The organism is Flavobacterium sp. N2820, from assembly GCF_025947285.1.
GTDB lineage: Bacteria > Bacteroidota > Bacteroidia > Flavobacteriales > Flavobacteriaceae > Flavobacterium.
Genome location: NZ_CP110008.1, coordinates 2140199 through 2155750, shown reverse-complemented (window position 1 = coordinate 2155750; position 15552 = coordinate 2140199). Strand labels below are relative to the sequence as shown.

At 32.1% G+C, this 15552-nt stretch carries 11 protein-coding genes; 10 read left to right on the top strand and 1 reads right to left on the bottom strand.

Features of this window, described 5'->3' with window-relative positions:
• Positions 1-43 precede the first annotated feature (43 nt).
• From OLM52_RS10250 to OLM52_RS10230, 5 genes are all read left to right on the top strand, one after another.
• Positions 44-979, top strand: coding sequence for a geranylgeranylglycerol-phosphate geranylgeranyltransferase (locus OLM52_RS10250; protein ID WP_264548413.1), 936 nt, complete (start codon positions 44-46; stop codon positions 977-979).
• 89 nt (positions 980-1068) lie between these two features.
• On the top strand, positions 1069-1962 hold the full coding sequence (locus OLM52_RS10245; protein WP_413614411.1) for a pseudouridine synthase: 894 nt from the start codon (positions 1069-1071) through the stop codon (positions 1960-1962).
• 109 nt (positions 1963-2071) lie between these two features.
• Entirely contained in the window at positions 2072-2431 is a 360-nt protein-coding gene (locus tag OLM52_RS10240) for a nuclear transport factor 2 family protein (RefSeq protein ID WP_264548412.1), read from the top strand.
• Positions 2432-2539: 108 nt separating this feature from the next.
• Positions 2540-3769, top strand: a complete 1230-nt coding sequence (locus tag OLM52_RS10235; RefSeq protein WP_264548411.1) for a hypothetical protein — start codon at positions 2540-2542, stop codon at positions 3767-3769.
• Between the two features lie 51 nt (positions 3770-3820).
• A complete protein-coding gene (locus tag OLM52_RS10230; RefSeq protein WP_264548410.1) occupies positions 3821-5245 on the top strand; it encodes an MATE family efflux transporter in 1425 nt (474 codons plus the stop codon).
• 3 nt (positions 5246-5248) lie between these two features.
• Here OLM52_RS10230 and dusB read toward each other — a convergent pair whose 3' ends face one another.
• Positions 5249-6244 (bottom strand): tRNA dihydrouridine synthase DusB, encoded by a 996-nt coding sequence (gene dusB, locus OLM52_RS10225; protein WP_264548409.1) that lies wholly within the window; start codon positions 6242-6244, stop codon positions 5249-5251.
• Between the two features lie 141 nt (positions 6245-6385).
• On the opposite strand from dusB, the gene OLM52_RS10220 reads away from it, so the two are divergent.
• From OLM52_RS10220 to OLM52_RS10200, 5 genes are all read left to right on the top strand, one after another.
• Positions 6386-7465, top strand: a complete 1080-nt coding sequence (locus tag OLM52_RS10220) for a serine hydrolase domain-containing protein (RefSeq protein WP_264548408.1) — start codon at positions 6386-6388, stop codon at positions 7463-7465.
• A gap of 140 nt (positions 7466-7605) precedes the next feature.
• Positions 7606-9402, top strand: coding sequence for a translation elongation factor 4 (lepA, locus tag OLM52_RS10215; protein WP_264548407.1), 1797 nt, complete (start codon positions 7606-7608; stop codon positions 9400-9402).
• A 132-nt stretch (positions 9403-9534) separates the two neighbouring features.
• Positions 9535-13779 (top strand): T9SS type B sorting domain-containing protein, encoded by a 4245-nt coding sequence (locus OLM52_RS10210; protein ID WP_264548406.1) that lies wholly within the window; start codon positions 9535-9537, stop codon positions 13777-13779.
• A gap of 67 nt (positions 13780-13846) precedes the next feature.
• The gene (locus OLM52_RS10205) at positions 13847-15109 is read left to right on the top strand and encodes a Y-family DNA polymerase (RefSeq protein ID WP_264548405.1); all 1263 of its coding nucleotides are present in this window, start codon (positions 13847-13849) and stop codon (positions 15107-15109) included.
• Positions 15103-15540 (top strand): LexA family protein, encoded by a 438-nt coding sequence (locus OLM52_RS10200; RefSeq protein WP_264548404.1) that lies wholly within the window; start codon positions 15103-15105, stop codon positions 15538-15540. Before OLM52_RS10205 ends, OLM52_RS10200 begins: the two co-directional genes overlap by 7 nt.
• Positions 15541-15552: the final 12 nt, after the last annotated feature.

Genomic DNA, 15552 nt, shown 5'->3' with positions numbered 1-15552 from the left:
AGTTTGAAGGCAACTTTAAACTTTAAACTTTGAACAAAAACTCATGCTCACCCGTAAAACCAAATTAGTTCTTACTAAAATATTCAGTTTTTTCTCTGTAATTAGAGGATACAATATTTGGGTGATTGCATTGGCGCAATATCTTTCGGCGATTTTTATTTTAGCTCCCGAAAAAAGAGCATTAGACATTATACTCGATTGGCGTTTGTTTTTGATTGTGGTCGCTTCTACGTTAACAATTGCTTCTGGCTACATTATCAATAATTTTTATGATGCCAAAAAAGATTTAATCAATCGTCCAAAAAAAGTAATGATTGACCGTTTGGTGAGTCAGGAAACCAAGTTAAAAGTTTATTTTACGATTAATTTCATTGTGGCTTTGCTGATGTTCTTCATTTCTTGGCGAGCGATGTTGTTTTTTTCGGCTTACATTTTCTTGATTTGGTTTTATTCGCATAAGTTGAAAAAAATGTTCTTAATTGGAAATATCACGGCATCCGTTTTAGCGGTTTTACCTTTCTTCGGAATTTTGATGTACTATAAAAATTTCTATGAAGTTATTTTTGCACACGCTACTTTTTTGTTTTTATTGATTTTAATTCGAGAATTAATTAAAGATTTAGAAAATATCGAAGGCGATTTAATTGCGGATTATAAGACAATTCCTGTGGTTTTTGGTGAAAAAAGAGCAAAAACTATTATTTCCGTATTAACTGTTTTAACATTGATACCAGTATATTTCTTAGTCGAAATTTACAATGTAGGTTACATGGATATTTACTTTTATTTAAGCTTAATTACTTTGTTGTTCTTTGCAACGTTATTGTGGAAAGCAACTACAAAAACAGAATATTTAAAACTTCATTTTTTATTAAAGTTTATAATTGTTTCAGGTGTTTTTTGTATTGTATTAATAGAGCCTTCAGTTTTATTTCATGGAAAAAAACTAATTTTAACTCATTCTTTATCTTTATATTAGTTGTTTCTGCCAATCATTTTTGGATTTAAAAAACTAAAGTGGGCGTTTCAACATATTAGTTATATCTTTGCAAAAATTTGTTTATAATTATGTCACGTCAAGGGAATGATAAAAGCCGTCCAGGTTCAGCAAGACAAGGAGGCTACAAGAAAGATAGCAATTCAAGAGGAAATGCACCAATTCGTAAAGCACCTTCAAAATTTGCAACTAAACCAGAAGCGGCAAAACCAGAAGCTCCAAAAGCTCCGAAATCTCCAAAAAGACCATCTAATCCAGACGAAATTCGTCTAAATCGTTATATTTCTAATTCAGGAATGTGTAGCCGTAGAGATGCGGATATTTACATTCAAAGTGGTAATGTAAAAGTAAATGGTGAAGTCATTACCGAAATGGGTCACCGCGTTAAATTAACCGATGTGGTTCAGTTTGATGGAGTGAATATTACTCCAGAAAAGAAAGAATATGTATTGTTAAATAAGCCTAAAAACTTTTCAACAGCAGGAGACGATTCTCCAGGATCTGCAAATGTATTGGATTTAGTTCGAGGTGCTTCAAAAGCAAACTTAATGCCTGTTGGAAGAATGGATAAGACCACAACGGGTTTGTTGTTGTTTACCAATGATACCGAAATCGTACAGAAATTCACGGTTCCAAATCAACGTTCATCTAAAGTATATCAAGTTTCGTTAGATAAAAATTTAAAATACGAAGATTTAGAAAAAATCCAAAAAGGATTAATGATTGAAGAACACAAAGTATTTGTGGAGGAAATTACCTATATTGAAGATCAACCAAAAAGTGAAATAGGTATCAAAATGAAAACGTCTAATGTAAAAGTAGTTCGTAAAATTTTTGAACACTTAAAATATGATGTTTTAAAAGTAGACCGTGTAACTTTTGCCGGTTTGACTAAGAAAAATTTACCAAGAGGTGATTGGAGATTCTTAACTGAACAAGAAATCATCAACCTTAAAAATGCTTAATACCATTTTATAAAATATAAAGGCACATCGATTTTTTCTTTGTGTCTTTTTTATTTATTAACGTTTTGCGTCCCGAAGCTTCGGGATTTGCGTTTAAATTTTAAACTTTATGCCTAATCAACTACAACAAATTGCCATTAGATGGTTTGATGCTTTCAATACCAAAAATTTAGAAAAATTGTTAGCATTATACGACGACGAGGCCCAACATTTTAGTCCGAAATTAAAAATGCGTCAACCTGAAACCAATGGTTTAATTATTGGCAAAGAAGCCATGCGCATTTGGTGGCAAGATGCTTTTGATCGATTGCCAACTTTACACTACAAAGTAACTTCATTAACCGCTAACACTGACCGAGTTTTTATGGAATACACACGTCAAGTAGAAGGTGAAGAAGATATGTTAGTAGCCGAAGTTTTAGAAATTAAAGACGGAAAGATTGTGTTTTCTAGGGTTTATCATGGGTAAATAATAGGATTCTATCATACTGAACTTGTTTCAGAATCTTTGAAATAATTCCAACCTTTTAGTAAAATAGTACATCTATATAGTTATGTAATTTTTCTATATTTGATTATGATTAAAAAAGTCTTCATTCTGATTCTCTTTTTTCAATTGGGTTTTGCTCAAAAAGAAATTATTGACTCAATCAATGACTCATATTTTGAAAAATATGAGTTACCTCAATTAAAAAAGTTTGACTTAAAGAATTTAAAAACGACTCAAGAAGATTTTTATTTTAGGTTATCATTTCATGGAACTAAAATTGATTTTTGGAAGGATTCCTTGAATCAAAATAATGGATTCGTTACTAAATTTGTTTATCAAAGCAAGAAGGAGGTTGTTGTTGATACTATTATTAGAAAATATCCTTTAGATAACGTACAATTACAAAAAATAGAGAATTTAATAGATTTTTCAAAATTAGATACAATTCCAGATGATTCCAAAATAGTTAAATGGACATTTGGTTTTGATGGAATTACTTATAGGTTTGAAAAAGCAACAAAGAAAACTTACAATGTAAAGTCTTATTGGTCGCCAAAATATCAAGACTCAACTTTGTTTGAAGTAAAAAAAATCAATATGTTTATTAATGAGTTTTTAAAAATAACTAAGATTGATAGTTTAAGTGTTGATTTTCAAAAGGAATTACCAAATGGTTATATCTATTCGAATAATGGTAGTATTGCATTTTATAAACTTCATAATTCTTTTGTAAATCTTGATTATTTGGGGGATTATAGATTGCCGTTTGGTTTTAGTAGTCATTATTATGTCAATAAGATTAATAAAAAGGAATTCAAAATAGGAGCTTCTTTAAACTATCAAGTTGATTTTAATGGTAATTCACGAATTCAAACTTACATTAGTAAAAACTCGATATTTTCTGCTAATAAATCTTATTCTGATGTAATTAGATTTTCTTACGAGAAACATGATTTAGATTATATAAAATCAGTTGGGCAGTTTGAAAATTATAAAATAAACTACGCATTTTCAATTGATAAATATTTCAATTTTGGAATTTCTTACAATCAACTAGTAATTGATTCAAGATACAACGGATTGGATTTGGCATTTAGTAAAAAAATTGAATCTGTTGAATTGACACCTTATTATGAAATTAATTTATATGAAAATCATTTAACTAATTATGTTCTAGGAGTTTCAAAAACAATTAAATTTAATATTCATGAAAAGCCAATTAGAATATACTCCAATTTATATTATGAAAAATTGTTTGACTTTAGAAGTATTAATTTTTCATTACAAATTCCCATTGTATATTTTGGATTGAATTAAATTTGGTTTATTTGTATAAAAATATTTTACTCATCTAAATTTTTATTAAAAATGACCGAAAAAAAATCAAAAAATATATTTTCTCGCATTTTTTCTACCATTAAAATGGCATTAAATGGTGAGTCAAACTATGATTTTACATCTGGAAAAATAAAAACAGCAGTCATTTTACTAGCCATTCCAATGGTTTTGGAAATGATGATGGAATCGGTTTTTGCATTAGTGGATTTGTATTTTGTTGGGCATTTAGAAAACAGCAGTTTTGCTGTACAAACTGTTGGATTAACCGAATCTGTTCTCACAATCATTTACTCGTTAGCTATTGGAATTAGTATGGCAGCCACAGCTGTTGTTGCTAGAAGAATTGGTGAAAAAGATCCTGTTGCAGCAGCTAAAGCAGGAATGCAAGCGATTGTTGTAGCTGTTTCTATCAATACAGTTATTAGTATTTTCGGGGTAGTTTTTGCAACGGATTTGCTCATGTGGATGGGTTCTTCAACAGAATCTGCTATTTACGGAACGCCCTTTGTTCAAATTATGATGGGAGGAAGTATTTCAATTATGCTTTTATTTTTGATTAATGGAATTTTTAGAGGTGCTGGAAATGCTGCTATAGCCATGAAAAGTTTAATGTTAGCAAATGTTTGTAACATTATTTTAGATCCAATTTTAATTAATGGATGGGGACCAATTCCTGCTTATGGACTAACGGGAGCTGCAATAGCTACTACTATTGGAAGAAGTATTGGGGTTGTTTATCAAGTCTATCATCTCTTTAACGGAAAGGGTGTTATTAAAATGATTATAGCTTATCTTACTCCTGATTTTGAACAAATTAAAGCATTGTTAAAAATTGCGGCTCCAGGTGTTTTACAGTTTGTGATTGCATCGTGCAGTTGGATATTTTTAGCTAAATTGGTGGCAACAACAGGCGGAGATCAAGGTTCTGCGGGGTATCAAACGGCATTGCGAATTATGATGTTTTTCATACTTCCTGCTTGGGGATTAAGTGGTGCAGCCGCAACTTTAGTGGGTCAAAATTTAGGAGCAAAACAAGTGGATCGTGCTGAAAAATCGGTTTTTATAACTGCGAAGTACAATGTGATTTTTATGGCAGTCATTACAATTATCACTTTAACGGGTGCTCAATATATTGTCTCGTTGTTTACAAACGATGAGGTAGTTTTAAAAATTGCTGTTGAAGCACTTCAAATAGTGAGTATTGGTTATGTTTTTTACGGAATTGGCATGGTGCTCATTAATGTTTTTAACGGTTCAGGAGATACTTGGACACCCACAAAAATTAATTTTTTCGGATTTTGGTTGTTTCAAATTCCTTTAGCATATTTTTTAGCAAAGTATATGAAAATGGGGCCAACAGGCGTTTTTATGGCTATTCCAATTGCAGAAGCCTGCATAACAATTGCAGGTTACATTTTGTATAAAAAAGGAAAATGGAAAAGGATTGAGGTATAAGTTTTATCCCTCAAAAACATAATCCGCATACACTTGTTCTATTTCAGTAAATACATCCAATAATTGATTGATACCATCTGTGGTAACCAATTTTTGTTTGTATTCTTTAAAACCGTGAATGCCTTTGAAATAATTCGTGTAATGACGACGCATTTCGTTGATGCCTAATCGTTCACCTTTCCATTCGATACTCCAAATTAAGTGATTTTTTGCAGCTTCAATTCGATCATTCATGCTTGGTGGAGCTAATTTTTCTCCTGTAGCGAAATAATGTTTAATTTCGTTGAAAATCCACGGATAACCAATAGCAGCACGACCAATCATCATGCCATCTAAACCGTATTTATTTTTGTATTCCAATGCTTTTTCAGGAGAGTCAATATCGCCATTTCCAAAAATTGGCATCGTAATTCTAGGGTTTTCTTTAATTCTTTGAATATGACTCCAATCCGAATGACCTTTATACATCTGGGCACGCGTTCTGGCATGAACCGTTAAAGCTTGCACACCAATATCTTGTAAACGTTCTGCAACTTCATCAATATTTATGGAGCTTTCATCCCAACCCAAACGTGTTTTAACTGTAACAGGAAGATTAGTTCCTTTGATAACAGCTTTGGTTAATCGCACCATCAAATCTACATCTTTTAAAACACCAGCACCAGCACCTTTACAAACCACTTTTTTAACTGGACAACCAAAATTGATGTCTACCAAATCAGGTTGAACGGCATCAACAATTCGCGAAGACATCTCCATAGCTTCTTCATCACCGCCAAATATTTGAATTCCAACCGGTCTTTCGTAATCAAAAATATCTAGCTTTTGTTTGCTTTTTACGGCATCGCGAATCAATCCTTCAGAAGAAATAAATTCAGAATACATTAAATCAGCGCCATGTAATTTGCATAAACGACGAAATGGTGGGTCGCTTACGTCTTCCATTGGGGCTAATAATAAAGGAAAATCGGGTAGTATGATGTTACCAATTTTTGGCATTGCTTTATTTTTTTTGCAAAGATAGTTAAGAATATTTAGTTATGAAATTTAATCTAATAGGATAAGTATAAACACTTTAATTACATTTTTACATTTTTAGTAAATTTTTTATGGTAGTTTTACATTATATAGGTTTTAATTATGAGAAAAATTTTATCAATTATCACATTACTAGTTTTCCAATTCGGATTTACTCAAACAGAAAAATATACCGAAGTTGTAAATTATTATCATTCACAAAAAAACTTTAACGGAACCGTTTTAGTAGCTACAAATGGCAAAATCGACTTCTTAACTGGAACAGGAATTGCTAATAGACAACATAATAATACAATTAAAGCCGATTCTAAATTCAAAATTTTATCGATAACAAAAACGTTTACTGCTGTTTTAATTTTGCAACTTTATCAAGAAGGAAAACTTGATTTAAAAGCGACTTTTGGAACGTATTTTCCAAAGTACAAAGGCGAAGCAAAAGACAAAGTTACCATTGAAAATTTACTTACCTACAGTTCTGCAATTCCAAATCTTGCCGAAAAACTCCAATTGAAAACCTACCAATTACCCTTGTCAATTGATGATTATATTGACACTTACTGTAGTAATAAATTGGACACAATTCCAGGGAAAAAGAGCGCATATAATAATGGAGATTATATGATTTTGCATAAAATTATCGAAAACATCACTGGAAAATCATTTGAAAAAAATTTGGAAGAAAAAATCCTAAAACCGCTTCAAATGCAAAATACCAATATGTTAAAATCAACAGATATTATTCCGGGTTTAGTGGATTCTTACACTATGGATGAAAAAACAAATGAATTTAAAAATGACGAACCTTATTATATAGAAAACTTTTTTGGCTCAGGTTCCATGTATTCGACTGTGGAAGATTTATTGAAATTTGATACTGCCATTTTCAACTATAAATTACTTTCTAAAAAAACTACCGAACTTATGATTGCGCCAAATAGATCACTTGATAATGTGGCGTTTGGATTTTGGTTTGCCGATGGTTATGGTATTTTCAATACTAAATTTGTGTATCGTCCAGGAGGTATTCTGGGTTCCAACACCAATTGGATTCGTACGCTCGAGAACGACAAAAGTATCATCGTTTTTAGCAATACCAGCGCAACAAATCTTTATGAAATGTCGGAACAATTGTATTTAATAAGTAAAGGCGAAAAATCTACTATTTCTGATTTGAAAAAATAAACGGCTTTGTTTCAACTTTATCCATATTATGATTCAAAAACATATCATTATAATCTAAACTTTAGCTTATATTTGCAGATTAAACGAACAAGAGTTTGACTGATGAAAATGCCTCTTGTACATGAACTTTACATTGAAAGATGAAAAACATTAGAAATTTTTGCATTATTGCACACATTGACCACGGAAAAAGTACGTTAGCAGATCGTTTGTTAGGCGCTACGCAAACGGTTACCGCTCGTGAAGAAAAAGCTCAGTTATTAGACAACATGGACTTAGAACGCGAACGTGGAATTACCATAAAAAGTCACGCTATTCAAATGGAATACACTTATAAAGGTGAAAAATACATTTTGAATTTAATTGATACACCTGGTCACGTAGATTTCTCGTATGAAGTTTCTCGTTCCATTGCCGCTTGTGAAGGCGCTCTGTTGATTGTAGATGCTGCACAAAGTATTCAAGCACAAACGATTTCAAATTTATATTTGGCTTTAGAAAATGACTTGGAAATTATTCCAGTTTTAAATAAAGTAGATTTACCAAGTGCTAATCCTGAGGAAGTTAGTGATGATATTATTGATTTATTAGGTTGTAAATTAGAAGATATTATTCATGCTTCTGGAAAGACAGGTTTTGGTGTTGAAAATATTTTAGCTGCTATTATAGAAAAAGTTCCGCCACCAAAAGGGGATCCAGAAGAACCATTACAAGCATTGATTTTCGATTCACACTATAATCCATTTAGGGGAATTGAGGTTATTTTTCGTGTGAAAAATGGTGAAATCAAAAAGGGTCAGAAAATTAAATTCATGGCAACTGGAAATGAATATTTTGCAGACGAAATTGGGACTTTGAAATTAAATCAGGTACCAAAAGATAAAATTTCGACAGGCGATGTAGGTTATTTGATTTCAGGAATTAAAGAAGCAAAAGAAGTGAAAGTAGGAGATACTGTAACTGATGCCAAAACGCCAACTACTAATATGATTCATGGTTTTGAAGATGTAAAACCAATGGTATTTGCAGGAATTTATCCTGTTGATACCGAAGATTATGAAGATTTACGTGCGTCGATGGAAAAATTGCAGTTGAACGATGCTTCGTTAGTATTTACTGCAGAAAGTTCGGCCGCTTTAGGATTTGGTTTCCGTTGTGGATTCTTAGGAATGTTACACATGGAAATTATTCAAGAACGTTTAGAGCGTGAGTTTGACATGACTGTTATCACTACTGTTCCAAACGTTTCATATCATGCGTACACTAAGAAAGAGCCAGAGACTATTTTGATTGTAAATAATCCATCAGATTTGCCAGAGCCTTCAAAGTTAGATAGAGTAGAAGAGCCTTATATTAAAGCCACAATTATTACAAAATCTGATTTCGTAGGAAATGTAATGAGTTTGTGTATCGAAAAGCGAGGTGTTATTACTAATCAAACGTATTTAACTACCGAACGTGTAGAATTGAATTTCGATATGCCGTTAGCGGAAATTGTATTCGATTTTTATGACAGATTAAAAACAGTTTCTAAAGGTTATGCTTCTTTTGACTACCATCCAATAGGTATGCGTGAATCTAAATTAGTAAAATTAGATGTATTACTAAATGCACAATCCGTGGATGCACTTTCAGCATTAATTCATGAAAGTAATGCGTTTCACATTGGTAAAAAAATGTGTGAAAAACTAAAAGAATTAATTCCAAGACAGCAATTTGATATTCCAATTCAAGCAGCAATTGGAGCAAAAATTATTGCTCGTGAAACCATCAAAGCACTACGAAAAGACGTAACTGCCAAGTGTTATGGTGGTGATATTTCACGTAAACGTAAATTGTTAGAAAAGCAGAAAAAAGGTAAAAAACGTATGCGACAAGTTGGAAATGTTGAAATCCCTCAAGAAGCGTTTATGGCAGTATTGAAATTGAATGATTAATAAATAATTTATTGCATTATAAAAAAGATTAAACAATTTATAATTGTTCGACCTTTTTTATAATGCAATTACCATCATTTTTATTTTTTCCCTACATTTATATCAATGATTTTAATTTAAAAAAGAAAAATCTTGAAAAAAATAGTTAGTATACTCGCCTTTTTTATTTCAACAAGTTTGTTTTCACAAACCATACTAGTTGATAATACTTCAAATTCACCAGCACAGTTAGTTGATTTGTTACTAGGTAATTCGTGTGTTGAGGTTTCTAATATTTCAATTTCTTCTCCACAATCAGTGGCATATTTTAACAGAAATGCTTCTTTATTTCCAATTAATGAAGGAATAATTATTAGGAATGGGATAGCAACAAATACGCAAGGAATATATAATAATCTAAATTTAAGTTCGCAAATTAATTCAAACGGAGATACTTATTTGCAAAATTTAAGTAATTCAAGTGGACAATCAGGAGCAATTACAGATATTGCCTTTTTAGAATTTGACTTTATTTCATTATCTAACACGTTCAGTTTTGACTTTTTATTTGCTTCAAATGAATATGGGCAATATCAATGTGGTTTTAGTGATGTTTTTGCTTTTGTTTTAACAGATTTAAGTTCAGGAGTTTCTACAAATTTGGCCGTTATTCCTGGAACAAATACCCCTGTTACAGTAAAAGACATTAGGGATGCTGCATACAATGTTGCATGTGCTTCGTCTAATCCTATTTTTTTTGATGTATTTAATGTAAACAATCCAGCAGCATCAACTTTGAACATGAGAGGCCATACTGTAGTAATGAATGCAGCCTCTGCAGTTACACCTAATACTCCATACAAAATCCGATTGGTTATTGGCGATTATAATGATGCTGGATTTGATTCCGCTGTATTTTTGGCAGCAGGTAGTTTTACAACTACTTTAGACTTGGGGCCAGATCAGATAATTTGTACGGGAGATGATTATCTTTTAGATACAGGTTTAGATGCTACATATACATATACTTGGTTTGAAAATGGCAATCCCATTCCTGGAGAAACAAACTCTTCTTATACTGTCACTAATGCTGGATCATACACTGTAGAAGCAACAAAAGGGGCTTGTTTAATAACAGATACGGTTGTATTTACAGATTTAGTAGTAGCTAATCCGCAAAATTTACAAACTTGTAATACAGGTGCAACTTCTTACGCTTTTGATTTAACTACAAATAATGAAATAACATTAGGATTAAATACAGCAATTTATGATGTTTTTTATTATGAATCTGCAGCAGATATAACCGCTAACACACCCATTCCAAACGGAAATTTATCTTCTTATTTGAGTTCTGGCGGACAAACTATTTTTATTAAAGTATTCAATACAATTACTGGGAATTTCTGCGATGCAGTTTATCCATTTGATTTAATTGTTACAAGCGCAGTTGATGCTACACAACCGGTTGATGTCTCACTATGTGAAGTGCCAGGAGCTACCGAGTACATATTTACTCCGCTTTTAGATGCAGAAGTTTTAAATGGACAATCACCTGTTAATTACACTATATCTTATTATAATTCAATAGCCGAGGCTTCAATTGGAGTGGGGCCAATTACTTTTATTTCCATTCCAAATGGGACAACTTCGGTAACAATCGGAATTAGGATGCAAGACAATTCAAATCCCAATTGTTTTGATGTTACATCTTTAACAATTAATTTAAATTTACTTCCAATTGTAGATGATTTGCCAGACCCAGTAGAGTGTAGTGAATTTGTATTACCAGCAATTGTAAACGGAACGTATTATTTATTGCCGGGAGGTCCTACCACAATAGGACAAGTACAACTAAATGTTGGTGATATCATTGATTCGAGTGGAACATATTATATTTTTATTGGTCCCGATTCAAATGGGTGTACGAATGAATCATCTTTTAATGCGTATTTTATTGATGAATATGTGCCCATTTTAGATCATTGCGGAACATTTACCATTCCAACAGCACCATATGGAATTGGGAGTTTTTACACAGCTTCTGGTGGGCCATCTGGAATTGGGACATTATTGAGCGAGGGGACACAGTTTTCGAATACTACTGCGGCAACAATAACCATGACAATTCATTATTACGCTGAAGTGGATGGTGTTTTTTGTAGAGATGATGCTTTTGTTATTTATATTCATCCTCAGCCTTTGATTGATGATCCTGCAGATGTTACAACTTGTGATTCATATGTATTACCTCCTTTGACTAATGGTAATTATTTTACAGGACCATTTGGTTCTGGAATTCCTTTATTTGCTGGAGATGTTATAAGTGTTACAGGACCTAATTTTCCAGGGATGTATTATGTTTTTAATCAAGCAGCACATACAAATAGTTCTGGATCCTTAGGAAATTGCTCTTTAGAAAACAGTTTTCAAATCAATTTAGTAGACACTACGCAGTTTACTGCTGTTTCTGGGTGTGGAAATTATACATTACCTTCTATTCCTTTTGGAGGTTATTATACTGCTCCAATGGGAGGAGGAACTCAGATTACTGATTTTAATATTACGTCCTCTCAAACGGTTTATTATTATGCAAATACGACAGTACTTCCTAACTGTACGGATAATTTAAATTATACAATTACTATTCACCCAAGACCTACAGTTGATGTACTTCCTAGTGCTATTTATTGTGGAGAATTTATACTACCAACTTTAACAAACGGAACCTATTATACTTTATCTGGTGGACCAACTATTATTGGTCAACAGCAATTAAATTCAGGTGATATTATTGATTTATCAGGAATACATTTAGCACCAGGAACCTATTATATTTATAGTGTGCCAGATGCTAATGGTTGTGATAACGAATCAAGTTTTACGATTTCAATAAATCCATTTCCACCAGCTGATGGAGTTATAGATAGAGTGGAGTGTACTCCTTATTCTATTCCATCGCCAGTGAACGGAACTGTTTATACAGCATTAGGAGGTCCTTCTGGAACAGGAGTTGTAGTTTCTTCTTCTACTATTTTTGATTCGACACAAACGTTTTATCTATATAATATAAACACGGCAACTGGCTGCGAAATTAATAGACCATTTACAGTAACTTATAATGGTATTAATTTACCTGATTATCAGCAAGTGAATGTTTGTGAATCTGAAAATTATCAGCTACCTGTATTAACACATATTGCGCCAACACCATTTAATTATTCAATAGGATATTTTTATAATCCGAATGGGATAAATCCGGTGCCTCCAGGAACCATTTTTAATACACCTAATACAACAACAACGATTTATGTGTATGCAATTAACGGAGATAGAATAATTTGTACGCAAGAAGATAGTTTTGATATTATTGTTTCCGAAACGCCAAATCTATCTGCTTTGGGTTTAGTGTTTGATACTGATGAATGTGGAACTTATGTCTTGCCAACATTGCCAACAACAGTTTATGATATTAATTATTATTCGCAACCAGGAGGTAATTCTTCAGATTTAATATCAAATTTAAATATTACAACACCAGGAACCTATACTTATTATGTGCATGCTTCAGCTATTGGTAATCCAAATTGTAACGATGAAATTTCATTTACATTTACGATTCACCCATTGTTAGATATTACTATTAACGGCGGTATTATTTGTGTAGATTCTGAAACAGGTGATGTTTTAAGGACTTTTACGATAAATTCTGGATTAAATCCTGCTTTTTATACTGTGAATTGGTATTTAAATGGAGTACTTATGGGGACAGGTCCTAATTATACGGCATCACAAGCAGGTATATATGATGTGGAGTTTATTAAACTTACTCCAGATGTTGGTAGTAATTGCAACTATAATGCAACTACCGTTACCATTACTCAATCTGGGCCAGCTGTTGCTAATTTCACAGTGAGTTCCGCTTTTGAAAATAATACATTTATTACGGTCAATCTTACGGGAGGCTTTGGCACTTATCTATACCAACTCGAATACCCTAACGGCAGCGTTAGTGAATTACAATCCAGTAATGTGTTTTCAAATTTAGCTACGGGTGAATATTTTGTTACTATTTTTGATGCGCTTGGCGATTGTTCTCCTACCCGTTTAGGACCTATTTATATCATTAATTATCCAAACTACTTTACGCCAAATGGTGATGGTATTAATGATTTTTGGAATATATGGGATTTAAGCCAACAACCAGAAGCTGTAATATTTATTTTTGACCGATATGGGAAATTTTTGAAACAATTATCTCCCGCTAATTCTGCTTGGGATGGCACTTTTAATGGTGAAAAATTGCCTTCAACAGATTATTGGTTTACAGTAGATTATTTGCCTCAAAATTCGCAAACAAGACAAACATTTAGAGCCCACTTTTCATTGATACGATAAACCAAAGTTATTAACATTAACAATTGTCTTGGCCCATTTTCTTAAAAAAGAAAAGTAATTTTACAAGATGTATGCTTTAGTTGATTGTAATAACTTCTACGTCTCTTGTGAGCGTGTTTTTCAGCCTCAATATAACGGAAAACCTGTTGTGGTTTTATCGAATAATGATGGTTGTATTATTTCACGAAGTTATGAAGCGAAAGCAATTGGAATTCCCATGGGAGCACCCGAATTTAAAGTAAGGGATGTAATCAAACAGCACAACATCAAAGTATTTTCTTCTAATTATGCACTTTATGGCGATTTAAGTCAGCGTGTAATGAAAATTCTTGAAGGTTTTTGTCCAAGTGTTGAGGTATATAGTATTGATGAGGCTTTCTTAAATTTTAATGGAGTATCCCTTTCAGATTATCATCAATATGGGGTAACAATTCAGAATAAATTGATGAAATGGCTAAGTATTCCCACAGGAATTGGATTTGCTCCTACTAAAGCATTAGCAAAATTAGCCAATAGAATTGCTAAAAAATTTCCAGAACGCACCAATGGAGTTTATGTTATTGATACAGATGAAAAAAGAATTAAAGCTTTAAAATGGACAAAAATTGAGGATGTTTGGGGAATTGGTTATCGATTAACTAAAAAAATGCAAGGACAACGAATTCTAACCGCTTATGATTTTACTTTACCACATAACGAAAGTTTCATAAAAAGAGAAATGGGCGTTGTAGGAATGCGTTTAAAGTATGAATTGGAAGGAAAATCAGTTTTAAGTTTAGAAGAACCAAAAACTAAAAAAAATATTGCAATTACACGTAGTTTTGAAAAAGATATTGTTTCTTATAGTGAATTAAAAGAGCGTGTTTCAACTTTTGCTTCAGTTTGTGCAGAAAAACTTAGAAAGCAAAATTCCTGTTGTTATGGGGTAATTTTGTTCCTAAAAAAAGATAAATTTAAAGCAAATGGTGAACGTTATAATTTTTATAAAATGTCCACATTACCCTTTCCTAGCAATACTTCTTTTTCAATTAGTAATTTAGCTTTAAAAATGTTGTCTGAATTATATAAAGAGGGCGATTCCTATAAAAAGGCTGGCGTAATTGTAACCGAAATAATTCCTGCCAATCAAAGACAATTTCACTTATTTGATGATGAGAATCCAAAATTTCAAAAAATAATGGAAGTTATGGATGCACAACATGCAAAGTTTGGTGAACGAAAAATTAGATTAGGAAACCAAGATTTGCAACGAACATGGAAAATGAAGCAATATCATTTGTCTAGAAAATATACAACTAACATTAAAGAAATACTCGTGATAAAATGCTAGTAAATTCAAAATTAATCTTTTTTATTCCGGATGAAGGATTTTCAGATGGGCAACAATTTATCTCCAGCGGAATTAAAGCTGGTTTTCCATCGCCAGCAGCAGATTTTGAAGAAAATAAAATAAGTTTAGATAAAATATTGGTCAAAAATAGAGAAACCACTTTTTATGCTAAAGCAAGTGGAAATTCTATGACTGGAGCAGGAATTGACGACGGAGATATTTTAGTTATTGACAGAAGTATTGAGCCGCAAAACAATAAAGTTGCGGTTTGTTTAATTGACGGTGAATTTACAGTTAAAAGAATAAAAATGGAAGGTAATTCGTTGTTTTTAATACCAGAAAATTCGTTGTATAAATCAATAAAAATTGAAGAACACAACGAATTAATTGTCTGGGGTATTGTAACTTATGTAATTAAAAAATTGAGCTAAAATAAATTTCGT